Origin of the sequence: Aliidiomarina indica (assembly GCF_015354615.1) — a bacterium.
Lineage (GTDB): Bacteria > Pseudomonadota > Gammaproteobacteria > Enterobacterales > Alteromonadaceae > Aliidiomarina > Aliidiomarina indica.
On sequence record NZ_JACAVQ010000001.1, the window covers coordinates 457,336 to 484,045 of the forward strand.

Below are 26,710 nucleotides of genomic sequence, written 5' to 3' on the forward strand. Positions count from 1 at the left end.
TTAATTGAATACCGGTTCGCATTCGAGGCAACGACTATAAACGCCTCGAGCATCGTTAAAATCGTCTAGCACCTGTATATCGTGCCACACTTGCTGAATAAGGCGTTGGCCGAGAGGGGATAGCGGTTGTTCTGATGGCGCATAGGGCAACAGGGCACTATTAAACATACGCTCGATAACCGCATGAATTCCTCGGGTTTCACTTGTGGCGCGGGTCACCTGGTAGCTATCGATTCCAGCAAGCAGCGCTGCTTCGACGATGGCTTCATTTAGATCGCCCAGACCGTCAATTAAACCATGATCAAGTGCATCTTTTCCCATCCAGACACGGCCGCGGGCTACTTCATCCACGGCTTCAACGGAGAGATCACGACTCTGTGCGACAATGGCAATAAAATCTCGATATATGCGTTCTATATTTTGCTGAATAAGTCTTTCCGCTCCAGCGCTGAGCGGGCGGTTAGAATCAATATAGGGCATCTCAGTTGAGCTTACACCGTCGGAATAAATACCAAGTTTACTAAAGCCTTCGTCCGCTGTGAGGAAAAGCCCGAAAACACCGATAGACCCAGTGATTGTTGACGGCGCTGCGAATATTTTGTCGGCGCCAGAGGCTATCCAGTATCCGCCAGAGGCGGCAACTGAGCTAAGCGATGCGACAACCGGTTTATCTGCTTCGCGCAAGCGCACCAGTTCTTCCCGAATTTTTTCCGACGCAAACGCACTTCCGCCGGGGCTATCAATACGTATAACAACAGATTTCACATGGTCGTCTAAGCGCGCAGCTCGCAGTTGCCGTACGAGGCGATCAGCACCAATGGCTCCTGCTTGGCGATCGCCCTCGTGAATAGTGCCTCGCGCAATAATCAAGCGAACCTGAGCATCTGGATACAGGTTATTACGCTTCTGGTGCTCGCTCAGGTAGTGATAATCCTGCCAACCAATGTTATTAAAGCTGTGCCCGTCCTTGGTCTCCCCTGCATGTTCAATCAGCAGTTGTCGCATGGCATCACTATCTAATAGTTGATCAACCAAGCCTTCGTTCAGAGCAAGTTCAGCATGGGAATAGTTCGCATCAGTAAAGGCGTCCTCGAAATCGTCGATACGGCCACTGAGCAGTCGCGCCGAGAGCTGACGCTGTGTATTTACGCCTTTTAAATACTCAGCCCAGAGCGTATCAATCCATGCTTGATTCGCTTCTCGGGCTTCATCGGACATCGCATTAAGAGAGTAGGGCTCAACAGCACTTTTATATTCCCCAACCCGAAATATATGGGGTTGGATATGTAGTTTTGAGAGCAGATCGCGAAAGTAATTTTGATAGGAGTGATACCCATCAAACGCAACAGAGCCATGGGGGTGTAAATACACATGATCTGCATGGGCAGCTAAGTAATATTGACTCTGGGAGTAATAATCACCATAGGCAAACACGGGACGACCGGTGTCACGGAACTGGGCAAGGCGATCGCCGAGAGCCGACAGTTTCGATAAACCTCCTCCCCAAAAATAACGCAGGTCGAGAAGAATCCCACCAATGTCAGGGTCATTAATAGCGGCATCCAGTGTCGCCAGTAACTGGTGGAAATCGACTTCTGGAACAGGATGGTTACCCATAGAGCGCTGCATAAACCGATCTGCTGGTGATACGTAGGTAAGCTCCTCGACTAACACGCCCTGCGGGTTCACCAAGAGAAATGCGCCGGAAGCGTATTCAGGCAAATCTTCCTCATGAACGATAATAAGAAAGACACCAATAAGCAGTGCGAAAAATACAACATTCACAATGATTTTTCGGGTGTTATTGAGAAAGGTCCCTAAAGGACGAAGTATCTTGCCTAAAAATTTCATGATTTGGTTCCAACAGGCTTGGAGACTTTTTTACCGCAATGGTAGAGTGTTGCATAGTGTAACTGGTTCTGACGCTGATGCGTAGCGCCAAATGTATCTCAATTATCGCGATTTTTCAGTTGAATAAAAACGCAAACAAAGGACCTTTCATGGATGCCGTTGAACTTCTGCTTACCCGTTCCTCAATGCCTCGGTTAACCGCGCCAGGTCCCGATGCAGCAGCTTTAGACTTGTTGCAAAAAGCAGCGTTACGGGTTCCTGATCATATGGGCCTCACGCCATACCGATGTGAGGTTTTTAGCACCGATCGTTTGCAAGGTCTCAGCGAAACTTTCGCTGCAGTAGCTCAACTGGAAGGATTACCCGAGGCAGAAAAACAACGCGCGCCCCAGTTGCCGCTACGTGCGCCTTGCGTCATTGTGGTGGTCACCGATTATGTTGATCATGCCAAGGTGCCGCGACAGGAACAATTTGCCTCGGCGTCTTGTGCCACCATGGCCATGCAACAAATGGCATTTGCGTTGGGTTTAGGCGCTGTGTGGCGAACTGGCGTGTACGCGGAATCTGAACATATGAAGGCGGAGCTAGGCGTGTCTCTGGAAAATGATATTGTCGGCTTTCTTTACGTTGGCACCCCGGCGGTCCCCACGCCGATAAAACCAGCTAAGGAAAAGTCGATATTTTTTTATGGAGACTAGGAATAAAGGTATTTGCATGTATTTGCATTTATATGCATAAATAGAGCATAAATATATTGAATTCGTCATCACTCTTGGTTAGCATAGACGACATCTGTTGCGCATGTCCGTTGTCTGGGTCAGGTCGCAGTAACGCAAGCTAATGATGGATTGTATCGAATTTAATGAAGACCGTAAGCGCAGCGAACCAAATAGCACACCCAATACCCGCGACTAAAGTGAAAGTCGCGGTTCTGGGTGCTTCCGGGTATAGCGGTTCCGAGCTGCTTAGAATATTGCATAACCATGCATTTGTTGATGTGGTTGCTGCATATTCATCCGAGCGTTCAGCAGCGCAGCGGTGGCGCGAGATTGCGCCAGCCGCAGCGGGTGATAGCGAACTTATTATCCAACCTTGGACTGACCATGCGCTGGCGGATCTAGCTAACTGTGACGCTGTCTTTCTAGCGTTGCCCCATGAAGCGAGTGCAGCCATCGCCCCTAAGCTTATCGCATTGGGCAGCAAAGTTTTCGACCTATCCGGTGCATATCGTTTCCGCGACGCGGAACAATTTGCAACAACCTATGGATTTGAGCATCCACATCCCGAACTTTTAAACCACGCGCAATATGCGTTGATGGAGCTTGTTGGGTTAGAACCAAGCGGAACTCTTTTTGCTATTCCTGGCTGTTATCCAACCGCAGCCACACTAGCATTGCAGCCTGCGTGTGAGAGCGCGCTTCTCGAACCGGCGTCAGTTCCAGTCATCACGGCAATCAGTGGTGTCTCTGGCGCCGGGCGAGGAGCAAACCCACGCACCTCATTTTGTGAGGTGAGCGTACAGCCTTACGGCGTTCTAAATCACCGGCATACTCCGGAAATTAGCAATAATCTTGCTCGCTCAGTCGTATTTACACCGATATTGGGACCTTACCCGCGGGGGATTATTGCCACCTGTGTCGCGCAGTTAAATGCTGGCGTGACTGCAGAGGAGGTACATGCTGTTTATCAGCGCAGCTATCAGGGGCAACCATTTGTGCGTATCGTGGCCGAGCCACCAGCCGTTGCCCACGTCGCTGGCACGCCTTATTGCCATATCTATATTGCAGTCGAAGGGCAAAACCTCGTTGTCATCAGTGCCATCGACAACCTCTTAAAAGGGGCGGCATCACAAGCGGTTCAAGCGGCCAATGTCGTATTTGCGTTTCCGGTCCATTCCGGCTTTGCTCCATTTATTCAGGAGTGTGGCGAATGACGCATGCAATCTCGGTGATTAAGGTAGGCGGCGCGATACTTGATAATCAAGATTCCTTGCAGGCACTCCTCGTAGCCCTGTACCAAGCCCAACTGCCGTTTGTTCTGGTTCACGGTGGTGGCAGTTTAACGGATCACATGTTGCTGCAAGCAGGCTTTAGCAGTGAAAAGAAAGACGGCCAACGGATTACGCCAGAATCCCAAATTAACGTTGTCACCGGCGCCCTCGCTGGTGCTGCAAATAAACAAATCGTTGCCGTAGCGCAACAGGCCGGTTTCAGTGCCCTTGGCCTTAGCTTAGCGGATGGTCCACTTCTTTACGTGCAGCAAAATCCCGCATTGGGCCGTGTCGGTGAACCCATCGCGGACACAACTGAAGGCATCGGCGGTCATATCCTTCCTCTGTTATTAAGGCAGGGAATTCTACCTGTTGTTAGCTCGATTGGTATTGACCATCAGGGCCAGCTATTAAATGTGAACGCAGATTATGCGGCGGCGGCGCTCGCGAACCAATTGTCTGCGCGACTTATTTTGCTCAGCGACGTTGACGCCATACGCGATGCTACGGGCACACCTCTGGCTGTGCTTGAATTTCATCAGGCAAGGGATCTCCTTTCAGAAAACTTTATTGTTGGTGGCATGAAAGTAAAGCTTGCGGCCGCACTCCATGCTGCCGAGCGCTCACGACGAATGACGGCGATTACTGGGTGGGGTAACCCCGAGTCAGTGATCGCACTCCTCCAAGGTGAAATGCGGGGCACCTGTATATTGCCCGCAGTCTAGCCGCCTGAAAAAAGCGCACTTCTTTTATATTTAGAGATAACATTTATGCATTTATTATCGTTATTTGACGTGAACGCCACGCAGATTACTCATATGCTCACGCTGGCAGGCTACATGAAGGCCCATCCTGCGAGCTTTCAAAACTCTTTAAAAAACAGATCAATAGCCATGCTGTTTGAAAAACCGAGTTTGCGTACACGGGTAAGCTTCGAGGTGGGCATTCATCAGTTAGGTGCGCAACCTATCTATCTCGATGCGCAGATGGTGCAGCCTGGGCAGCGTGAATCGGTAGAAGACATTGCCCGTAACTTGGCCTGTTGGACCCACGGAATTGTCGCCCGCGTATTTAAGCATGAAACCTTGCACAAGCTTTCCGCAGCGAAGATACCAGTGATAAATGCCCTGTGTGACGTTCACCATCCTTGCCAGACATTGGCGGATCTACTCACTATTCAAGAACGCTATCCCATTGATATGAAAGTAGTCGACATTCTCTATGTGGGTGAGGGCAACAACGTATGTCAAAGCTTCATGGTGGGTGCTGCCGCTTTAGATTTAAAGCTGACGGTTATTTGTCCGCCAAGCTATGGACCAAAACAAAGCTTTTTAGACGAGCTGCAGCAACGTTACCCGAAGCATAAGATCACCATCGGAACCGACTTATCAGCGGTGAAACACGCCGATGTGATTTATACCGACACTTGGCTCTCTATGGGAGACTCACGGGACTATCAAAAAACCTGTGACATCTTTGCGCCTTATCAAGTAAACCAAGCCTTAGTTAAACGGTTAGCGGCGACCACGGTTATGCATTGTCTACCGGCCCATCGCAACGACGAGATTACCGATGAGGTTATGGATGGCCCGATTAGTGCCGTTTTGCAACAAGCCGAAAACCGTTTATATGTACAGAAAGCAGTATTTCATCACCTTTTCGAGGAGTCATCACAGTTATGAGTCAAGCACATACAACCCCTAACCCTTCAGTGAATAAAGTTGTTCTTGCCTATTCAGGCGGGTTAGATACATCAGCCATCGTGCCTTGGTTACGGGAAACCTATAATTGTGAAGTCATTGCTTTTGTGGCCGATGTAGGTCAGGGCGACGAAGAGCTCGAAGGCATCGAAGCGAAAGCCCTAAAGTCCGGTGCTTCCGCTTGCTACATTGTCGATCTGAAAGACAAATTCGTGGATGAATTGATTGCGCCCGCAATGCAGGCAGGTTGTATTTATGAGGAGCAATACCTGCTCGGCACGGCGTTGGCACGTCCGGTCATCGCTGAGGCGCAGGTAAGGGTAGCGCTCGAAGTCGGTGCCGACGCTGTGTGTCATGGCTGTACCGGTAAAGGCAATGATCAAGTTCGCTTTGAAAGTACTTTTGCAGCATTGGCGCCACATCTCACTGTGATTGCGCCCTGGCGGGAATGGAGCATGCGTTCGCGGCAAGATTTACTAAACTACTTGGCGGAGCGCAACATTAAAACATCAGCAAGCGCCACCAAGATTTACAGCCGTGATGCTAACCTTTGGCATATTTCCCATGAAGGGGGAGAGCTTGAAGATCCGTGGCAAGCCCCGACAGATCAGGTTTGGACCATGTCTGTGTCGCCCCAGCAAGCACCTGATCACAGCGAAATTGTGGAGCTGGCCTTTGAACATGGCGTGCTAACGCAGGTAAATGGAACGACGATGAGCCAGACAGAAGCGTTAATTACGTTAAACCGGTTGGGTGCGGCCCATGGTATTGGACGTATTGATATTGTAGAGAACCGCTTGGTTGGGATGAAATCTCGAGGCTGCTATGAAACGCCGGGCGGCGCCCTGTGGTATCAAGCATTGCGTGGGCTAGAAGAGCTGGTCCACGATCGTCCCTGTCAACGTCTGCGCCATCGCTTAGGCCAGCAATTAGCTGATCTGTTGTACGATGGGCAATGGTTTACACCGGTACGAGAAGCATTGCTCGCTGCCGTTGCCGTGCTTGCGCAAAAGCTTACGGGTACCGTGCGCCTCGGGCTATACAAAGGGAATATTACCGTACTCGGACGGAAATCAGAGTTGAGTTTGTATTCGGAAGCTTTTGCTACCTTTGAAGAAGACGAAGTGTATCAGCAAAAAGATGCTGCCGGATTTATTCGATTGTTTAGCTTATCTAGCCGCATTCGGGCATTAAAACAGGGAGGCTTACAATGAGTATGTGGGGCGGCCGCTTTGAACAAGCCAGCGCTGGCGAGTTTAGAGCCTTTAATGACTCTTTGAAATTTGATTACGTGCTGGCGCCTTTTGATATTCAGGCGAGTAAAGCATGGGTTAACGCGCTTACCCAGCAACAGCTGCTGACTAAAGATGAGCAAGCGGCTCTGTTATCAGGGCTTGATACCCTGATGCAACGCGTGGAGGAAAATCCTGCTGCACCGCTCGCTTCCAACGAAGAAGATATTCATAGCTGGGTGGAAGCCGAGCTGCAATCTATTATTGGTTCAGTGGCTCGAAAGCTCCATACAGGCCGCTCGCGTAATGATCTTGTCGCCACCGATTTGCGGCTCTGGTCGCTGGCGAAAACGCATACCATAGGTGAGCATTTGCTCGCAGCAATTGATGCGTTGCTGGCTTTTGCAGAACGCTATGAAGAGGCGGTAATGCCAGGCTATACCCACTTACAACGGGCGCAACCGGTGTTAGTGAGTCATTGGGCGTTAGCCTATGTGGAAATGCTTGAGCGTGATTTAGAGCGATTAACCCAGTCTCGGGAACGGCTGTCGCAATCACCACTTGGGTGCGGCGCCTTAGCGGGGTCGGGAATTGCCGTGGAGCGCCATGATATTGCCACGGAGTTGGGCTTTAATGGTCCTTGTCGTAACAGTTTAGATGCGGTATCCGACCGCGACTTTGTGATTGAGTTGCTCGCAACCGCAAGTTTAAGCATGGTGCATCTGTCTCGTTTATCCGAGGATATTGTTTTCTATTGCTCTGGAGAGGCGGGTCTATTTTTGCTTGGGGATGCAATTTCGAGCGGGTCATCGCTCATGCCACAAAAGAAAAACCCAGATGTTTTCGAACTCATCCGGGGAAAAACCGGACGCGTCGCCGGCCACTTGCAGGCCATGATGATGACGGTAAAAGGATTACCCCTTGCCTATAACAAAGATATGCAAGAGGACAAAGAGGGCTTTTTCGATGGTTTGGAGCAGTGGCAACAATGCTTGGCCATTGTGGCGTACGCGTTGCCGCATCTTCAGGTCGATATGCAAGCGGCTCAGCAGGCCGCGGCCCTTGGCTATTCGAATGCTACTGATTTAGCCGATTATTTAGTGGGCCATGGCATTGCATTTCGTGATGCCCATGAACTCAGCGGCAAACTGGTGTTGTTGGCAATCCAACAAGGGGTACCACTCGAGGGATTATCCTTAGCGGATATGCAATCGGTGAGTGCGGCTATTAGTGACGATGTTTACGCGGCCTTGGCCCTGTCCGCCGGTATGAGTCGTCGCTCGGCGTTGGGGGGAACTGCCCCAGTAAAAGTGCACTCGGCGCTACGCCGAGCGCGCCAGCGCTCCCAGGCCCATGCGGCGGCTCTTACCCACGTGCGCCAAGCAAAGCTAACGGACGTACCCAAAATAGCGGAATTAATTCGCTATTGGGCTGCGAAAGGAGAGCATTTGCCGCGCCAAGAACAAGACATCATGCAAGCGATTCACCAATTTGCTGTTGCTGAAATTGACGGTGAGATTGTTGGTTGTGGCGCATTATACGTGTTCGGAACTGGTCTTGCGGAGATCCGATCGTTGGGATTACAAGAAGGGCTGCAAGGCAAGGGAATGGGCGCTGAATTGGTGAACTTTCTGCTCGATCAAGCGCGTCATTTGGGCATAGCGCGCGTTATTGCACTGACCCGCGCCCCAGCATTCTTCGCAAAGCTCGGTTTTACCATCGCGGATAAAAGTCGTTGGCCAGAGAAAGTAATGAAGGATTGCGAGTTCTGCCCGCGTAAACATGCCTGTGACGAAACCGGCTTAGAGATACGTTTGTAGCGATCGAAACGGGAATACCTGTAACCCCCCCCAAAAAAAAGAAACGGATGATAGGTGCGATGCCTATCATCCGTTTTCTTACATTCAGAACTCGGCTACTGTTAGAAGTCTGCGTTGTTGGGTGAACGCGGGAAGGGGATAACATCCCGAATATTTTGAACTCCAGTGACATACGCAACTAAACGCTCAAAGCCAAGGCCAAAACCTGCGTGAGGCACGGTGCCATAGCGCCGTAGATCGCGATACCAGCTGTACTCTTCTTTTGGTAACTTCATGTCTTCTAAGCGCTGATCAAGCAAATCTAAACGCTCTTCCCGAGCGCTACCACCGATGATTTCGCCAATGCCAGGAGCCAGAACGTCCATTGCCGCAACGGTCTTGCCATCGTCGTTTTGGCGCATATAAAAGGCCTTAATATCACGCGGGTAGTTTTTCAGAATAACCGGCGCGCCTACATGCTCTTCGGCCAGATACCGTTCGTGTTCCGATTGTAAATCAACGCCCCAAGCAACTGGGTAGCTAAATTCCTTGCCGCACTTTTGCAGAATCTCGATAGCATCGGTGTAATCCATGTGGACGAATTTATTATCGATTACATGCTGTAAACGGCTAATCGCTTCTTTATCAACGCGCTCTGCAAAGAATGCCATATCATCTGCACGCTCATTGAGTACCGCTTGAAATACATACTTGAGCATATCTTCCGCGAGGGCTGCCATATCATCAAGATCAGCAAAGGCCACTTCCGGCTCAATCATCCAAAATTCGGCCAAGTGGCGACTGGTGTTTGAGTTTTCTGCGCGGAACGTGGGGCCAAAGGTGTACACATTGGATAGAGCACACGCATAGGTTTCCACGTTAAGTTGTCCCGATACAGTTAAGAACGCCTCTTTTCCAAAGAAATCTTCTTTGTAATCAACCTTGCCATCGTCGGTACGAGGGAGGTTCATCATATCCAATGTGGATACACGGAACAGTTCGCCTGCGCCTTCTGCGTCACTGGTGGTAATAATAGGGGTGCTGATCCAATAGAAACCGCGCTCGTGGAAAAAACGGTGTACCGCTTGTGCTAAACAATGCCGAACGCGTGTAACAGCACCAGAAATATTGGTACGAGGACGTAGATGCGCGAATTCACGCAAATATTCCATACTGTGGCGTTTCGGTGCCATCGGATAGGTATCTGGATCTTCCACCCAGCCCACTACTTCAACCGCAGTGGCCTGTAATTCAAATGCTTGACCTTGACCTGCAGATTCAGCCACAGTGCCGGTAACCATTACGGAGCAGCCTGTGGTTAAGCGCGTGATTTCGTGATTGTAGTTTTCCAATGTATTAGGGGCGACCGCTTGAATCGCATCAAAACACGAACCATCGTGCACATTGATAAACGAAATACCTGCTTTTGAATCGCGTCGAGTACGCACCCAACCACGCACAGTGACGGTATCACCAAGTGCGAATTTTCCGCCTAATACATCTTTTATAACCGCAATCGTCATGGGTTTTTATTCTCCGAAACGCTTCGCCAAATAACATCGGTGCCAAACATTGAAATTGCACGCAAATTAAGGCGGACATGTTACTTTTTTGTGGGCACTGACGCAATGTGAAATCGTGCTTTTGGGTTTATTTCCCGCGCTGACACCATGCGCTTATGGCATGGGTTAGCTGACTCAGTTGCGCAGGTTTTATGATGTATGGGGGCATCACATAAATTAACCGCCCAAAGGGTCGAATCCAGACCCCTAAATCGACAAAGAATTTTTGCGCTTCTGCTACGTCTACTGGCGAATGCATTTCTACGACACCAATGGCCCCGAAGCAACGAACATCGGCAACGCCGGCACATGCGTGTAAGGGGGTTAATTCTTGTTTGAGCTGCAGTGCGATCGCGTCTACTTGCTCTTGCCAATCGCCCCGTTGAATCATACCCAAACTTTGCGCCGCCACTGCGCACGCAAGTGGATTACCCATAAAGGTTGGGCCATGCATTAAAGCACCGCCGCCAGGGCCAGCACCAATGGTCTCTGCAATGTGGCGGGTGGCGATGGTCGCGGCTAGCGTCATATAACCACCACTTAGGGCCTTACCGACACACATAATATCTGGAACGACATTGGCATGCTCACATGCGAATAAGCGTCCGGTGCGACCGAAGCCCGTTGCAATTTCGTCAGCAATCAGCAGCACATCATACTGATCACACAACGCCCGTGCTTTGCGAAGATAATTCGGGTGGTAAAACCGCATGCCACCGGCGCCTTGCACAATAGGCTCAAGTATAAACGCCGCGATACGATCATGGTGTTGCTCAAATAATGCTTCTAGGGCATCGGTTTCACTATCGTGCCAGGCTTCCCAAGGCTTGATAGTCGGGGCTGGCGCAAAATGATGCTTGGCTAGGATGCCAGTGAATAGTTCATGCATGCCGTTGATGGGATCACACACAGACATCGCAGCGAAGGTATCACCATGGTAGCCCTGACGAATGGTTAGTAATTGGTTCTTACCTTGAAGACCGCGACTTACTTGGTATTGGAGCGCCATCTTAATAGCGACTTCTACGCTAATTGAACCAGAGTCTGCTAAGAACACCGCATCAAGGCCCTCAGGGGTCATTGCCACCAACTGTTTGGCTAGGTCGATGGCAGGGCCGTGAGTAATGCCACCAAACATCACATGGGCCATGCGATCAATCTGTGTATGGGCCGCTTGGTTAAGTTCTGGATGGTTGTAGCCGTGTACTGCCGACCACCAGCTTGCCATGCCGTCAATAAGGTGTCGGCCGTCCTCAAGGACAATCTCGACTCCGCTCGCGGATGCAACGGGGTAGGTTGGCAACGGAGAGGTCAGAGATGTGTACGGATGCCAGATGTGGCGCTGGTCGAAAGCGAGATCTATAGGCTGCATAGATTAAAATTTAACCATTTGTAAGATTTAATAACTCTATTTAGTTGACAGTGTAAGCGGTGGCACTAAGCTAGTCGAGTCTTTATTCAATGAAAATGCGGAATTCTCATGGCTCAACTTAGCACACGTGAAACTTGGTCACGCGCAGATATTCAAGCGCTTTTTGATATGCCTTTCAATGATTTACTATTTAAAGCGCAAAGCGTCCATCGCGCTCATTTCAACCCAAATGAGGTGCAAGTGAGCACCTTGTTATCCATCAAAACTGGGGCCTGTCCAGAAGACTGCAAATATTGCCCGCAAAGTGCGCGCTACGATACCGGTCTTGAGAAAGAGCAATTGATGGAAGTTCAAAAAGTGTTAGAGCAAGCACAACGGGCTAAGCACACAGGTGCCTCGCGTTTTTGCATGGGTGCCGCATGGCGCAACCCGAAAGAGCGTGATATGCCGAAAATCATCGCCATGATCCAAGGGGTACGTGAACTCGGACTGGAAACATGCATGACTTTGGGCATGCTGGATTCAGCACAGGCGGCCAAGCTAGCCGAAGCGGGACTGGATTATTACAACCATAATCTCGACACATCGCCTGAGTATTATGGAGATATTATTACCACGCGCACCTATAAGGATCGCTTAGATACCTTAAGTAATGTTCGCACCGCAGGTATGAAGGTGTGTTCAGGTGGGATTGTCGGCATGGGTGAAGAACAATCGGATCGGGTTGGTTTGTTGCAACAGCTTGCAAATATGCCAGTGCCGCCAGAGAGCGTGCCAATCAACCAATTGGTGAAAGTAGAGGGCACGCCGCTCGATCATCTTGAAGATTTAGACCCATTTGAGTTTGTTCGCTGTATCGCAGTAGCGCGCATTTTGATGCCAACGTCTCATGTGCGCTTGTCGGCTGGACGGGAAACCATGAGTGATGAGCTACAGGCCTTGTGTTTCTTTGCTGGTGCCAACTCAATTTTCTATGGTGAGAAGCTGCTTACAACAGCAAATCCGGTCGCTGAAGCAGATCTTAAGCTATTCGAGCGTCTGGGATTAACACCGGAGCAGCGCAAAGAATCGAAGCCCTTATTCTATGATGCGACAGCGCGCGAGCAGGGCGCAACGGCCACTGCCTAGTATGTTACGTGAACGCATAAGCCAAACATTGGATACGGTCGCGGCAGCAGACCAATGGCGGCAGCTCGAGCCTTGGCCATATCCTGCCGATTCGTTTCGCGGCCAGTTTGCCAATAATGATTACTTGGCTTTACGTTCTCACCCACAGGTGCTTGAAGCCTTTCGCGAGGGTTTAATCGAGTGGGGAGCAGGTAGTGGTGCAAGCCCTTTGGTGTCGGGATACTCCAGCGCCCATCACAAATTAAGTGAAGCGCTTGGCGATTGGTTAGGTTACCCGCGAGTATTGCTATTTAGCAGTGGTTACGCGGCCAATCAAGGAACGCTGCACGCGTTGCAAACGCTAGGTGGGGTTCCTGTCCTTGATCGACTCTCCCACGCCTCCTTGTATGATGGGGCGAAAGGTTCGTCAATTCGTCGTTTTCATCATAACGATGTCGTCCATGCTTCTAAGCAAGTGTCGGCATTGAAACAAGCGCAACCAGAGGCCACACCCGTCATTGTGAGTGAAGGGGTGTTTAGTATGGATGGCGACTTAGCCCCGGTATCTGAGTTGAGTGCGTTGGCACGGGCGCAGAATGGGTTGTTTTTCCTTGATGACGCTCATGGGCTAGGGGTGCGCGGGATGCATGGCCGCGGTGCGATGGATATGCACGATGCTAAATCTGTGGACATTCTAACCGGTACCTTCGGCAAAGCCTTTGGCCTTGGCGGTGCATTTGTGGCGTCCGATCAACAAATTTCCGACTTTCTCGTGCAAAAATGCCGGCACCTGATTTATTCGACCGCTTTTTCCGGTGCACAGGCGCATGCCATTCACGCGAGCTTGCAGATTATCCAGTCAGAGCCAGAGCGTCGCGGTATGCTGGCACGGAATATTGCGCGCTTTCAGGACTTCGCGGCCCAGTTAAATTTACGGATGTTGCCCTCTGATACCCCGATTCAGCCTTTATTGGTGGGCTCGGCATCCGCGGCTTTGGCGCTCGCGCGCGCTTTAAAGGAACACCACATTCGCTGTATTGCGATACGCGCACCAACGGTTCCAAAGGGCACCGAGCGATTACGCTTTACGTTATCTGCTGGACATAGTGAATCGGATATCGATGAGTTATTCACTGCATTAGTGCGTATTTTTAAATCCAATAAATCTCTTTATGAGGCCTGCGTTGTACGATAAATCAGAAGTTGCAGCACATTTTGGCCGCGCTGCTCAGCGTTATAAGCAACTGGCCAACGTGCAAAAACATACCGGCGAGGCTCTGTTGCGTCTGGCTTCGACGCATGTATCTGAACAAAATCAGGGCACCGTGCTTGATCTAGGTTGCGGCCCCGCGATCTTTGCAGATGCATTGTCGGCGCGGGCACAGCGCTACGTGGGTGTGGACATTGCGACACCGATGTTAGCCCAGGCGCAGCGTGCTTGCCCGTCGTTGAAGTTCGTACTGGCGGATATGGAAGCACTTCCTTTTCATGCGAGCATGGCGACGCTCATTTATTCAAATCTTGCCGTGCAGTGGGCAAATTCACTTCAGGCCCTTTGCGCTGAGGCGTGGCGTGTATTGGCCCCGGGTGGGAGCTTTGTTTTTTCCACAGTGCTCGATGATAGCCTTATGCCCTTGGCACAATTGCGTGCGCGTTACGGACAGATGACAGGTCGGGTAGGGGCGGGAACAAATGCGCATAAATCGTTGGATGAATGGCAATCTGCACTGACAGCCGCAGGCTTTTCTATTCAACTAGCCCAGAGTGAAGCGGTGGTAGGAGAATTCGACGATGTAGCGACCCTAATACGCAGTGTGTCCGGTATTGGCGCGGATTATCAAGCAACCCCAACACGCAGCCTAAGCCGTTCGGAACTTCTCTTCCTGACACAGGAATATGAAGCCTATCGCAATCAAGGGTTTTTGCCTCTCACATATAACGTTGGTTTTGTTATTGCTTATAAATCAATTCAGTAAATATATATAAGTTGCGTATAACTCATGACGAAATGCATTTTTATCACAGGCACAGATACCGACTCCGGTAAAACAAGAGTATCGGAATTACTCTTGCAGTACTGGCGCCAGCGTAACTTGTCGACCTTGGCTATGAAACCCATTTCCGCAGGCTGCACCTGGAATGAGGAAAGCCAACGGCTTGAAAATAGTGACGCACTTACGCTGCAGGCGGCAGCGACGATTAGCGTCGATTATCATGAAGTTAATCCAATTGCCTTAGCACCGCCCATCGCACCGCACATTGCTGCAGAACTGGTCGATGAACATGGCTTATTAATGCGCTCGACCATGGCGTGGCAAACGCTCTATGACCGTGCGCCGGATGTCCTCTTAAGTGAAGGCGCTGGCGGGTGGATGTTGCCTCTGGATCAGGGCGACGTCATGCCTCAATTTGTGCGTGAAACAAATCAAGAGGTCATTCTTGTGGTTGGAATGAAGCTCGGCTGCTTGAACCACGCATTGTTGACTGTGGCAGCCATTGCGCAAAGTGGTTGCCATCTACGTGGCTGGATTGCGAACCAGCTGTCTCCTGAACCCATGCCTTATTACCGAGAAAACATCGAAACCTTGAAAGCCCGCATTCAGGCCCCGTTGCTTGCAGAAGTGCCTTTCTTGGAGAACGAAGATAGCGCTACTCAGTGGTTAGCAGCAGCGCACCCGCGTTTGGATTTATAACCGCGAACGCAGCCTTATAAGTACTGATTTAGGGCACTTCCCGCTGCAAGCGGTTGGGCTTTGCCGTCAGAAAATGCGACGGCATCAAGCGTGCCTAACAAACGCATGGTTTTACCTTCAATTTTTAGCCCTGTACCTTCACGCAAAGCAATGGTTGTCGTATGCGCATTGACATGCATAAATTCGGTCAAGCGCTGAGCGCGGGTTTCACCGTGAAAGCCGGGTGGGTGTTGATCGATATAATGGGGATTGAGCTGGAACGGAACCACCCCAAGGGCGGTGAATGAGGGCGGTTCGATAATCGGCATATCATTGGTTGTTTTTATACTCAGACCCGCAATATTCGCACCTGCGCTCCAGCCGGCGTAGGGCATACCGCCGTTAATGCGTTTACGTAACGGATCTAACAAACCATAGTGATACAGGGTGTTGAGAAGTACGAAGCTGTTGCCGCCACCAACAATCACTCCGTCCGCTTGAGCAATTGCATCACGCGGGTTGGCGTAACTCTCGATACCACGAATATGCATGCCCATATCAGCAAGCGCGGCATTTACCCGCGCGCTATAATCGGCATACGATTGGGTCACCCCTGCATAAGGAATAAATACAATGGTTTGTGCATGGGAAAAATGGGATTTAAGCCAAAACTTACTATGCACCAAGTAATCGGAATCGCCCGCTTTTGAACTGCTCAATAGCAGTAAGTTGCGTTGATGTGACTCATGAGGTTCGGTCATAGAAATCGTAGGTATCCTGAATAAATTACACTGTGAAATCAGCATAACATTGCGCTAAATACGGCTCAATTGTTTCTCAAATGCTTGAAAAATTATTGCCAAATCCCAATATTCGAAGAATTGAACGTCCCTTAGAGGTAGTACTGTATGAACCGTATCGTTTTGTTTTTGGCCACTAATTTAGCGGTAATAGTGGTTTTGAGCATCGTGCTCAATATCCTAATGGCTGTATTTGGTATTGATTTCGGTAGCTATCAAGGCTTGCTCATATTTGCTGCCTTGTTTGGCTTTGGTGGGGCGTTTATCTCACTGGCTATATCAAAATGGATGGCAAAACGGAGTACCGGCGCACGGGTAATTGAACAGCCACGTAACGAAGCAGAGCGCTGGTTGTTAGATACCGTGTCCGCACAAGCGCGCAAAGCGGGCATTAAAATGCCAGAAGTGGCGGTTTACGATTCTCCAGAGCCTAATGCTTTTGCAACTGGCCCGAGCAAGAATAATTCGCTTGTGGCGGTTTCAACCGGCCTATTACGGTCAATGAATAAAGACGAAGTGGAAGCGGTACTTGCCCATGAAGTTAGCCATGTAGCCAATGGTGATATGGTCACTCTGACTTTGATTCAGGGCGTTGTGAATACCTTTGTGATTTTCTTGGCGCGAGTTGTGGCCGGGTTAATCAATAATGCTCTACGGGGCAATCAAGGCGGTTCGCGCACCGGCGGTGGGGGCTTTGCTTACTTTGGCTTGGTCATTTTATTTGAAATTCTATTTGGTATGTTGGCGCAGGTTATTGTGTTTTATTTCTCGCGCCAGCGCGAATATCGTGCCGATGCGGGTGCGGCGCGTTTAGTCGGCCCGCAAAAAATGATCGCTGCACTGCGTCGCTTACAGCAAGGGCGCGAATCCCAGCTAGATGACCGGATGATGGCATTCGGTATTAAGGGCAAGTTGTCCAGGTCTGAGTTAATGATGACACATCCACCTATTGAGAAGCGTATAGACGCGCTTCAGCAAGGACGGTTTAAATGATTCTGTCACTATCAGATACGCCAGCGCCGCAAATTTATCACTTGATGACGCAAACCCTGATTCCTAGGCCAATTGCCTGGGTGCTCAGTGAACATAAAGACGGGCATTTAAATTTGGCGCCGTTCAGTTATTTCACTGCGATAAGCAGCGCGCCGCCGTTATTGATGCTTTCGGTGGGGAATAAAGCAGCGGGTGAGGGCAAAGATACAAAAGTAAACATACGCCAGAATGAGCGCTTTGTGGTTCATATTCCGTCCCTAGAGCATGCCCAAGCGGTCACCGATAGTTCAAGGGCGCTTCCGGCCGATGAATCTGAGTTGCAGCTACTTGGTCTGGACACGGTTCCTTTTGAAAACTTTCCGGTACCGCGCATAGCCTCTTGCGCAATCGCCTTTGCCTGTCGGCTGCATCACATTCATTCAATACCAGGGGCGCCACAAGATCTTATTTTTGGTGAGATTGAGCACGTGTATATGGATGATGCAGTTGCGCAGAGTACCCTGCATAAAAAATCCGATGGTACTGAAACAGAGCGGCTCACAGTGGATGCCATGAAAGTTAATCCGTTATCACGCTTAGGGGCTGATCAATACGGTAGTTTAGGCACGGTTTTGACGGTTCCGCGGCCAAAATAAAAAATCGCTTGGGTTAAGCGCTTTTTTCCCGGCATTTTGCGTTGCATTCCTCACGCCTGCTCTATACATTTAAGAGTCTTAGATTAATTTGCTTGGAAAGCCCTTGAGTACATTCTTTTGCTTCGCATTGAAAGCAGGGCCCGTATTCAGCTTTTCTTCATGAAGTAACGAGGAAAAACGAATGAAATGGACTCCCGATAGCTGGCGACAATTCCCCATCCAGCAACAGCCCAACTATGCTGATAAAGACGCATTGGCCGAAGTTGAGCAACAACTCAAGCAATATCCGCCTTTGGTGTTTGCTGAGGAAATTCGTCGTTTACAAGAGCACCTAGGGGATGTTTGCCAAGGCCGTGGCTTTCTACTGCAGGGCGGTGATTGTGCGGAATCGTTCCGAGATTTCACCGCACCGAAAATTCGCGACACCTTTAAAGTCATGCTGCAAATGGCCATCGTGCTTACTTTTGCCGGCTCCGTTCCGGTGACTAAAGTGGCGCGCATGGCAGGGCAATTTGCGAAACCCCGTTCAAGTGATCTTGAAACCATCGGTGGCGTATCCTTACCGAGCTATCGCGGCGATATTATAAATGGCGCAGAATTTACCCCAGAAGCCCGTGAGCCTGATCCTAAGCGGATGTTTACTGCTTATCATCATTCAGCTGCAACGCTTAACTTACTGCGTGCTTTCGCTCAAGGTGGTTTCGCCGATCTGCACAAAGTACACAAGTGGAATATGGGCTTTATCGCTGCCAATCCGATGAAGGAAAAGTATCAAAAAGTGTCAGAGCGCATTGAAGAAGCATTGCGCTTTATGGAAGTGTTGGGCATTACTGCTGAGACGCACCCAACTATTCATGAGACCGAGTTATTTACCTCCCATGAGGCCTTGTTGTTGCCTTATGAGGAAGCATTGACCCGTACTGATAGCTTAACGGGTTTACCCTACAATTGTTCGGCTCATATGGTGTGGATGGGGGAACGGACACGTCAACTCGATCATGCTCACGTCGAGTTTTTCCGGGGTATTCATAACCCCATTGGCGTAAAAATTGGACCTAAGGCGACTGCTGATGAGCTCATGGCGATAATCGATGCGCTCAATCCTAATAACGTGCCGGGTCGCCTGACCCTGATCACGCGTATGGGGGCGGATAACTTAGCCGAAAACCTTCCGCCATTGATTCGTCGCGTTCAAGCAGAAGGGCGCCACGTAGTTTGGTCAAGCGATCCGATGCACGGCAATACCATGAAAGCGGATAACGGTTACAAAACTCGTAACTTTGATGCGATCATCCGGGAAATTCGGCAATTCTTTGCTATACACCAAGCAGAAGGCAGCCATGCGGGCGGCATTCACTTAGAAATGACCGGGGAAAATGTTACTGAATGCACTGGCGGTGCCTACCAAATCTCCGAAAACGATCTCGAGCAGCGTTATTTAACCCAATGCGATCCTCGCTTGAATGCGGATCAAGTATTGGAGTTGGCGTTTTTGGTGTCAGAGACCTTAACCCGCGCTCGTCATGGCAAAAGTGTGTAACCGATGCTAGTCAATTGACGTTTTAATATGCGATAATAAGCACATTGTATAGACAGGCTTTCGAGCCTGTCTTTTCGTAGGTTTGATAGGGCCATTTGGCTTTTATCAAGGTTATTCCTGCAGTCGAACGTGGTTTGCTCGTCGTACTGGCAGTGGAAACAGGAGTTCGTTCCATGTCTAAGCAAGTTCATCAATTTTTTGAAAACCTCTGGCAAGACTATATCCAGCGCACACCTTCAGCTGACAAAGTTCATCAGGTGTTGGGGCAAGGGCATTCAATCATTAATGATCATGTCGCTTTTCGTACTTTTAACTTGGCGCCGGTGAATCTTGAAGCCCTGACTAAAATTATCGAGAGTATGGGATACTTTGCCAATGGTGATTATGAGTTCACCGAGAAAAAGTTACGGGCAAAACATTTTGAGCACGCAGATCCAAGCTTACCCAAAGTGTTTGTCAGTGAGTTGCTGGTGGAAGAGTTTTCCCCTGAGGTACAAGACATAATTCAGCGAATGGTTACCGGTATTGACGCCACGCACGTCACTGAGCCTGCCTTTTTATACTCGGGAACCCATTGGGATATCACTTATGCTGAGTATCAGCAGCTTCTCGCAGAGAGTGAATATGCGGCATGGATGAGTGCATTTGGCTTCTGCGCCAACCACTTTACCGTGAGTGTGAATGCATTACCTGGCTATAGCACCCTAGAAAGTGTGAATGCCAAGCTCAAAGATGCTGGCTTTACCCTTAATAGCTCCGGGGGCGAAATTAAAGGCTCTCCTGAAGTGTATCTAGAGCAGTCTTCAACTATGGCGGATCATGCGGAAGTGCGTTTTAAAGATAAAGCAGCCCGCATCCCGAGCTGCTTCTATGAATTTGCCAAGCGTTATGAATTAGCGCCAGGTAAACTTTACACAGGCTTTGTTGCCGCCTCCGCCGATAAGATATTTGAGAGTACCCACAGCAAATAACGGTTTTTTAATAACGATGCCGTTTTAGGTTTGCTGTGGTCATAATCTTCGCGGCAATCTCCTCAACCGATGCATAGGTCGAGTTAAGATAGGGGATTGCCTCGCGACGATACAAGGCTTCAATTTCTGCTATTTCAAATTCACACTGTTTCTGAGACGCATAGCGGGAGCCGGCGCGCCGCGCTTCCCGAATACTTTGTAAACGGTCAGGATCAATGGTGAGACCAAATAACTTATGACGATGCATTTTTAAATCATAAGTAAGCTCTAAGTTATCCATGTCATCTTCGGTAATCGGGTAGTTCGCAGCCTTAATACCGTATTGCAACGCCAAATATAGACAGGTGGGTGTTTTCCCCGTTCGCGATGCGCCAATTAAAATGATATCAGCTTCCCCATAGTTACGTGTGGTTACTCCATCATCGTTCTCGAGTGTGTAGTTAATGGCATCAATCCGAAAATTGTAATCGGCACTTATGCCGTGAGTGCGGTTCGTTTTCGGTTGCGCTTCAACCCCAAGCTCGGCTTGCACAGGAGCGACGTAATGGTCGAGAAAGTCGTAACTAACACCTTCACTTTTAACAATAATGCGCTTAATACCCGGATTAACGAAGGTGTGAAATATCAAGGGACGTTCGCCCGTCTCTGCATAAGACTGATTAATTTCCTCGACTGCTCTTAGCGCCTTATCCTCATCATCGATAAAAGGCAGCGTTTTGTGCTGAAACGTCACTGGAAACAGCGACAATATCGCGTGCCCAAAGGTTTCTGAGGTCAGTGCGGTACCGTCTGAAATGTAATAAGCTGTGCGCATAAGAAAATGTTCTCTTAGAAAGTGACACAAATGTTAACTTGTTCGGCAGGGATGTGTAAAATAACCTTCGTTGTAGCCCTCGTGGTTGCGTTTTGAATGCAGCAAGCTAGCCCAACCCTCAACCTTACAAATGGAAAAGGATTACACCGTGCAAGATTACGTACTTTGGTATGAAGAACTCGGTATGAACGATGTGAATCGAGTGGGTGGTAAAAATGCCTCACTCGGTGAAATGATTAGTAACCTTGCCGGTCTTGGTGTTACTGTTCCCGGCGGTTTCGCGACCACCTCCCATGCCTTCAATACCTTCCTCGAGCAAAGTGGCCTCAACGCAAAAATTTATGAAGTCCTCGACGATCTAGATGTCGATGATGTAAAGGCATTGGCAGTTGCTGGCGCGAATATTCGCCAGTGGATTATCGACACGCCATTCACATCCGAACTGGATGCCGCTATTCGCTCATCTTACGCGAAGCTTAGCGGCGGCGATGACGAGACAAGCTTTGCGGTTCGCAGTTCGGCAACCGCTGAGGATATGCCTGATGCGTCCTTCGCAGGGCAGCAAGAAACCTTTCTGAATGTGAAAGGCATTGATGCCATCATGGAAGCAATCAAACACGTCTTCGCATCGCTCTTCAATGATCGTGCCATTTCCTATCGGGTGCACCAGGGCTATGACCATCGCGGCGTCGCGTTATCGGCAGGCGTTCAGCGCATGGTTCGCAGTGATCTCGCGTCATCGGGTGTCATGTTTTCCATCGATACCGAATCTGGTTTCGACCAAGTTGTGTTTATTACCTCGTCTTATGGCTTAGGCGAAATGGTTGTGCAGGGGGCTGTAAATCCTGACGAGTTTCATGTTCACAAGCCTACATTGGCGGCAGGGCGGCCTGCAGTAATTCGCCGCACCATGGGGTCTAAAAAGATTGAAATGGTGTATGCCGAATCGCAGGAGCACGGCAAGCAAGTAACGATTCAGGATGTTGATGTGACGCGCGCTCGGGCGTTTTCAATTTCCAATGATGAAGTGATGGAACTTGCTCGCCAAGCTGTCACGATTGAAAAGCATTATGGCCGCCCGATGGATATTGAGTGGGCCAAAGATGGGCTTGATGGCAAGCTGTATATCGTGCAAGCGCGTCCCGAAACCGTTCGTTCCAATGAAAACTCCAATAGTATTGAACGTTTTAATCTTAAAGCGCAATCAGACGTGATCACGACGGGTCGCGCGATTGGCCAAAAGATCGGAGCGGGCAAGGCTCGGGTACTCAGTTCCATTGCGGAAATGGATCAAGTTCAAGCAGGGGACGTTCTTGTCACTGATATGACAGATCCAGATTGGGAGCCCATTATGAAGCGGGCTGCTGCGATTGTTACGAATCGCGGCGGTCGCACCTGTCATGCGGCAATCATTGCCCGTGAGCTAGGTATTCCAGCGATCGTTGGCTGTAGTGACGCAACCAAGGCTATTGTGGATGGTGAGCCAGTTACCATTAGTTGCGCTGAAGGTGATACCGGCATGGTTTATCGTGGCCTATTAGAATTTGAGGTGACCCAGTCGGAAGTGGGAAACATGCCACCGTTACCGCTCAAGATTATGCAAAACGTGGGCAACCCAGATCGGGCTTTCGACTTTGCTCGGCTGCCGCACGCCGGGGTTGGTCTCGCCCGTCTGGAGTTTATTATCAATCGAATGATTGGTGTGCATCCAAAAGCGTTATTACATTTTGATGATCAGACGCCAGAACTCCAAGCCTTAATTAAAGAAACGATCGCAGGCTATGAGAATCCAAAAGAGTTCTACATTCAGCGCTTGGTAGAAGGCATTGCCACCATTGGTGCATCATTTGCACCTGAGCGGGTGATTGTGCGGATGTCTGACTTTAAATCGAATGAATATGCCAATTTAATTGGTGGACGCCAGTATGAACCGGAAGAAGAGAATCCTATGTTAGGTTTCCGGGGCGCTTCCCGTTACTTGTCGAGTGATTTCGTGGAATGTTTTGCCCTAGAGTGCGAGGCTATTAAACGGGTTCGTAACGATATGGGACTGACGAACGTGGAGATTATGATTCCATTCGTACGCACGCTTGATGAAGGGCGCAAGGTGATCGATTTACTTGCTAAGCACGGACTGCGTAAGGGTGAGAATGGCCTGCGGGTGATTATGATGTGCGAATTACCCTCCAATGCCGTGTTGGCCGATCAATTCTTAGATATTTTCGATGGGTTCTCGATTGGTTCGAACGATTTAACCCAATTAACCCTGGGCCTTGACCGTGATTCTGGTCTTATCGCTCACTTATTCGACGAGCGTGATCCTGCGGTGAAAGCCTTGTTAGAAATGGCCATTCAAACGGCTAAGAAACGGGGCAAATACGTCGGGATTTGTGGTCAGGGTCCGTCTGATCATCCAGATTTTGCCCAGTGGCTTGTGGATCAAGGTATTGATTCTGTATCCCTGAATCCTGACACTGTGGTGGATACGTGGCTTTATTTGAGTAAACACGTGCAGTAACTTTTCAACAAAGGGGGCAATCAGTGCCCCTTATAGCAGTACATGAGGTGCGCGCGAGTGAGCAAAACGCTTACGACGATTTCTCCTGACGATGCCGTGGTGGCTGCAACGCACCCTTATTTAGATGCGTTACGAAAATCCGGATTTATCGGAGACATTGATGTGTCCTACAGTGGTCGCTTAATTGCGGCCACGGATAACAGTATCTATCAGCAGCTTCCTCAAGCGGTTCTTTATCCACGCAGTCAGCGTGATGTAGCCTGTGCATTGAAAGTTGCTCAGCAAAAAGCCTTTCGCCATATTCGCTTTGCGCCACGGGGTGGCGGTACAGGCACTAATGGGCAGTCATTAACGCCAGGGATTGTCATTGATCTCAGCCGTTATCTCACCCGTGTTCTCGAGGTTAACCTGAAAGAAGGCTGGGCTCGTGTTGAAGCAGGCATCGTCAAAGATGCATTGAATGCGGAATTGGCGGCCCATGGCTATTTTTTCGCACCCGATACATCCACCAGTAACCGCTGTACCATCGGCGGCATGGTTGCCACCGATGCGTCAGGCCAAGGTTCACTTGTATATGGGAAAACAAGCGATCACGTATTGGCCCTTCGCGGTTTTCTTGCCAATGGCGATGAAATACGTACAGCACCGATGCCACTTAGCGACGCTGAGAAGATGGCGGAAGGCGAGAGCGCCGTTGCTGAAATTTATCGCCAAGTCATTGCAAGCTGCGTGGGTATGCGAGATGCAATCAAGGCTAAATTCCCGCCGCTTAATCGATTTTTAACGGGTTATGATCTGGCGCATGCTTACGATGAGACCAGCAATAGCATCGATATCGGTCGCCTAATATGTGGTGCAGAAGGCACCTTAGCGGTGGTCACTGAGTGCAAGCTCAACATCACCCCGTTGCCCACCTTCAAGGTGTTAGTGAACGTAAAGTACCAAGATTTTCAAGCGGCACTGCGGCACGCTCCTAGTTTAGTGGCGGCGCAAGCAACCTCGGTTGAAACCATCGATAGCAACGTTCTTGATCTTGCCCGCAGCGACGTGGTCTGGAATGAAGTAAAAGATTTGCTGACAGATGTTCCACCGTACCGAATGGATGGCATCAATATTCTCGAGTTTACTGGGACCACCCAGCAGGAAATAGGCGGTAAACTAAAGCGCCTTTGTACTGAACTTGATCAATTGGATCCCCACAGAACAGGTGTGATTGGTTATCAAATCTGTCGTGAAGCGAGCAGCATCGAGAAAATCTACAGTATGCGCAAAAAGGCAGTGGGTTTGCTGGGTGCGACTCAAGGCAAAGCCAAACCCGTTGCCTTTGTGGAAGATACCGCGGTTCCCCCAGAGCATCTTGCTGATTACATCATGGAGTTTCGCGCTATTCTCGACCGGTATGGGCTCACCTACGGCATGTTTGGCCATGTCGATGCGGGCGTGTTACACGTACGTCCGGCATTAAACATGCAACGCCCAGAAAGTGTTCAATTGATTCGTGACGTTAGCGACGAGGTCGTGGCATTAACAGCGCGTTTCGGTGGTTTAATGTGGGGTGAGCATGGCAAAGGATTTCGCTCCGAATATGGCCCCGAGTTTTTTGGCGAAGCACTGTTTGCGGAGTTACGCAAAATCAAAGGGGCGTTTGATCCGCGAAATCAATTAAACCCCGGTAAGATTTGTACACCGATTAAACGTGATGAATCGTTAGTCACCATTGAAGGCCCATTGCGGGGAACCTTCGATCGCGAAATTCCCGAAAACACACAAGCGCAATTCCAAGGCGTGATGGATTGCAATGGCAATGGCCTGTGCTTTAACTTTGATGCCGACGCTACCATGTGTCCTTCTTATCGGGCTACTGGTGATCGTCGTTATTCCCCTAAAGGCAGAGCGACCTTGCTGCGGGAATGGTTGCGCTTGCATAGTGCGCAGGAAACGCCGCCGTCTTTTGCTGCTCAATCTAGCCGCAAAGAACCGGGTATGTTGGCGAATATGTGGTTAGCAAAAGCACAGGGTGACGATTTTAACCATGAAGTGCGTGAAGCCTTGGACAATTGTTTAGCCTGCAAAGCATGTAGCAGCCAGTGCCCGGTAAAAGTAGATATTCCAAGTCACCGCTCATTGTTTTACAGCCTCTATCACACTCGTTTTAAGCGACCCTTAAAAGATTTCGTGGTGCAACGAAGCGAGGGAAGCGTGGTAAGGTTCGCGCGCTTCCCGCGGATAGCGAATCTATTCTTGCAAAACCCACTGACACGCTGGTTGCAAAAGGTGGGGATTGGCTATCAAGATACGCCGCGATTCTCAGTTCCATCGTTGCGAACGCACTGCCAATTATTGCAAGTGATGTCTTTTACGCAGGCGCAACAGAAGCTCGATAGTGGGCAGTGGGATCCTGAATCCCATGTGTTTATTGTTCAAGATGCTTATACCTCGGCGTTTGACGCTCAGGTTGTTGCTGACTTTGCCCAGGTGGCGCGAAAATTAGGCAAAGAACCCGTGTTGCTGCCGTTCATTGAGAATGGCAAGGCGGCGCATGTGAAGGGCTTTCTGCGGAGTTTTTATAAAAAAGCCGAAGGAGCAAGTACGTTTTATGGGCAGGTGCAGCGCCAGTTTAAGTCACCTTTAGTCGCCATGGACGCTGCAAGTGGCTTAGTATTCCGGGATGAGTATCGCAAGCTCGGTGTAGCCCATGCGAATGAATTTGATGTGCAACTGATGCATGAATGGTTGCTTACTCATGCAGACGCACTCGCGGCCAAAGCGACGAACAAGCATGCACAGTCGGTGCGGGTACTGGTACATTGTACTGAGCAATCGATGCTTGCGAATAGTCGAACGGAATGGCGTCAGATCTTGTCGAACTTGGGATATGAAGCGCAGGCGCCTGCGGTGGGTTGTTGCGGCATGGCGGGCACTTTTGGCCACGAACGTATCCATCAAGAGACAAGCAAGCAGCTTTGGGACATGAGTTGGCAGCCGAAAATAGCGGCGCAAGGGCAGGGAGTTACCTTGGCGACTGGGTTTTCCTGTCGGTGCCAGGGCAAACGTATGAGCAGCTCAGATTTACTGCATCCAATCTCCTTGTTGGCGCAACAACTCTAAACTCTATCTGATGGTCATATAGACACAAAAAAGCCGGCACTTAGAA

21 protein-coding genes are annotated in these 26,710 nt (G+C 49.8%); 16 read left to right on the forward strand and 5 right to left on the reverse strand.

Translation table 11 applies throughout. The features are described 5' to 3' along the window. The gene (sppA, locus tag HXZ99_RS02060) at positions 1-1,851 is read right to left on the reverse strand and encodes a signal peptide peptidase SppA (RefSeq protein WP_194755601.1); all 1,851 of its coding nucleotides are present in this window, start codon (positions 1,849-1,851) and stop codon (positions 1-3) included. 149 nt (positions 1,852-2,000) lie between these two features. Here sppA and HXZ99_RS02065 point away from each other — a divergent pair, with 149 nt between their 5' ends. The 6 genes from HXZ99_RS02065 (at position 2,001) to argH (ending at position 8,593) form a co-directional block, all read left to right on the forward strand. Then, positions 2,001-2,549 carry a nitroreductase family protein gene (locus HXZ99_RS02065; protein WP_194755602.1) on the forward strand — a complete coding sequence of 183 codons (549 nt, stop codon included), beginning with the start codon at positions 2,001-2,003 and terminating at the stop codon, positions 2,547-2,549. Positions 2,550-2,713: 164 nt separating this feature from the next. Beyond that, on the forward strand, positions 2,714-3,784 hold the full coding sequence (argC, locus tag HXZ99_RS02070; RefSeq protein WP_194755603.1) for an N-acetyl-gamma-glutamyl-phosphate reductase: 1,071 nt from the start codon (positions 2,714-2,716) through the stop codon (positions 3,782-3,784). Next, positions 3,781-4,566, forward strand: coding sequence for an acetylglutamate kinase (argB, locus tag HXZ99_RS02075; protein ID WP_194755604.1), 786 nt, complete (start codon positions 3,781-3,783; stop codon positions 4,564-4,566). Before argC ends, argB begins: the two co-directional genes overlap by 4 nt. Positions 4,567-4,611: 45 nt before the next feature. Further along, a complete protein-coding gene (gene argF / locus HXZ99_RS02080; RefSeq protein WP_194755605.1) occupies positions 4,612-5,523 on the forward strand; it encodes an ornithine carbamoyltransferase in 912 nt (303 codons plus the stop codon). Further along, positions 5,520-6,755, forward strand: coding sequence for an argininosuccinate synthase (locus HXZ99_RS02085; RefSeq protein ID WP_194755606.1), 1,236 nt, complete (start codon positions 5,520-5,522; stop codon positions 6,753-6,755). Before argF ends, HXZ99_RS02085 begins: the two co-directional genes overlap by 4 nt. Further along, positions 6,752-8,593: an argininosuccinate lyase gene (argH, locus tag HXZ99_RS02090; protein ID WP_194755607.1), complete on the forward strand. Its 1,842-nt coding sequence runs from the start codon at positions 6,752-6,754 to the stop codon at positions 8,591-8,593. The genes HXZ99_RS02085 and argH overlap by 4 nt, the downstream gene beginning before the upstream one ends. Before the next feature lie 101 nt (positions 8,594-8,694). On the opposite strand, the gene asnS is transcribed toward argH, so the two are convergent. Beyond that, entirely contained in the window at positions 8,695-10,095 is a 1,401-nt protein-coding gene (asnS, locus tag HXZ99_RS02095) for an asparagine--tRNA ligase (RefSeq protein WP_194755608.1), read from the reverse strand. Positions 10,096-10,222: 127 nt separating this feature from the next. Beyond that, complete coding sequence (gene bioA / locus HXZ99_RS02100; RefSeq protein WP_194755609.1) at positions 10,223-11,506, reverse strand: adenosylmethionine--8-amino-7-oxononanoate transaminase; 1,284 nt, start codon at positions 11,504-11,506, stop codon at positions 10,223-10,225. Positions 11,507-11,614: 108 nt separating this feature from the next. Here bioA and bioB point away from each other — a divergent pair, with 108 nt between their 5' ends. Genes bioB through bioD form a run of 4 tightly spaced genes read left to right on the forward strand, consistent with a single transcriptional unit; the run spans position 11,615 to position 15,306 of the window. Next, entirely contained in the window at positions 11,615-12,634 is a 1,020-nt protein-coding gene (gene bioB, locus HXZ99_RS02105) for a biotin synthase BioB (protein WP_194755610.1), read from the forward strand. Further along, positions 12,591-13,808, forward strand: coding sequence for an aminotransferase class I/II-fold pyridoxal phosphate-dependent enzyme (locus HXZ99_RS02110; RefSeq protein WP_194755611.1), 1,218 nt, complete (start codon positions 12,591-12,593; stop codon positions 13,806-13,808). Before bioB ends, HXZ99_RS02110 begins: the two co-directional genes overlap by 44 nt. Further along, on the forward strand, positions 13,786-14,589 hold the full coding sequence (locus tag HXZ99_RS02115) for a methyltransferase domain-containing protein (protein WP_194755612.1): 804 nt from the start codon (positions 13,786-13,788) through the stop codon (positions 14,587-14,589). The genes HXZ99_RS02110 and HXZ99_RS02115 overlap by 23 nt, the downstream gene beginning before the upstream one ends. A 24-nt stretch (positions 14,590-14,613) precedes the next feature. Continuing rightward, positions 14,614-15,306 (forward strand): dethiobiotin synthase, encoded by a 693-nt coding sequence (gene bioD / locus HXZ99_RS02120; RefSeq protein ID WP_194755613.1) that lies wholly within the window; start codon positions 14,614-14,616, stop codon positions 15,304-15,306. A gap of 14 nt (positions 15,307-15,320) precedes the next feature. Here the strand turns inward: bioD and pepE are convergent, their stop codons facing one another. After that, the gene (gene pepE, locus HXZ99_RS02125) at positions 15,321-16,046 is read right to left on the reverse strand and encodes a dipeptidase PepE (protein WP_194755614.1); all 726 of its coding nucleotides are present in this window, start codon (positions 16,044-16,046) and stop codon (positions 15,321-15,323) included. A gap of 147 nt (positions 16,047-16,193) precedes the next feature. Between pepE and htpX the strand changes: the two genes are divergently transcribed. From htpX to HXZ99_RS02145, 4 genes are all read left to right on the forward strand, one after another. Next, on the forward strand, positions 16,194-17,078 hold the full coding sequence (gene htpX / locus HXZ99_RS02130) for a protease HtpX (RefSeq protein WP_194755615.1): 885 nt from the start codon (positions 16,194-16,196) through the stop codon (positions 17,076-17,078). Next, positions 17,075-17,713 (forward strand): flavin reductase family protein, encoded by a 639-nt coding sequence (locus HXZ99_RS02135; protein ID WP_194755616.1) that lies wholly within the window; start codon positions 17,075-17,077, stop codon positions 17,711-17,713. Before htpX ends, HXZ99_RS02135 begins: the two co-directional genes overlap by 4 nt. 181 nt (positions 17,714-17,894) lie before the next feature. After that, entirely contained in the window at positions 17,895-19,253 is a 1,359-nt protein-coding gene (locus HXZ99_RS02140; RefSeq protein WP_194755617.1) for a class II 3-deoxy-7-phosphoheptulonate synthase, read from the forward strand. 173 nt (positions 19,254-19,426) lie between these two features. Beyond that, on the forward strand, positions 19,427-20,224 hold the full coding sequence (locus tag HXZ99_RS02145; RefSeq protein ID WP_194755618.1) for a DUF1338 domain-containing protein: 798 nt from the start codon (positions 19,427-19,429) through the stop codon (positions 20,222-20,224). Between the two features lie 7 nt (positions 20,225-20,231). On the opposite strand, the gene ppsR is transcribed toward HXZ99_RS02145, so the two are convergent. Further along, positions 20,232-21,038 carry a posphoenolpyruvate synthetase regulatory kinase/phosphorylase PpsR gene (gene ppsR, locus HXZ99_RS02150; RefSeq protein ID WP_194755619.1) on the reverse strand — a complete coding sequence of 269 codons (807 nt, stop codon included), beginning with the start codon at positions 21,036-21,038 and terminating at the stop codon, positions 20,232-20,234. A gap of 148 nt (positions 21,039-21,186) precedes the next feature. Between ppsR and ppsA the strand changes: the two genes are divergently transcribed. Both ppsA and ydiJ read left to right on the forward strand, forming a co-directional pair. Then, positions 21,187-23,556 (forward strand): phosphoenolpyruvate synthase, encoded by a 2,370-nt coding sequence (gene ppsA, locus HXZ99_RS02155; protein ID WP_194755620.1) that lies wholly within the window; start codon positions 21,187-21,189, stop codon positions 23,554-23,556. A gap of 57 nt (positions 23,557-23,613) precedes the next feature. Beyond that, on the forward strand, positions 23,614-26,664 hold the full coding sequence (gene ydiJ / locus HXZ99_RS02160; protein ID WP_331458463.1) for a D-2-hydroxyglutarate dehydrogenase YdiJ: 3,051 nt from the start codon (positions 23,614-23,616) through the stop codon (positions 26,662-26,664). Positions 26,665-26,710: the final 46 nt, after the last annotated feature.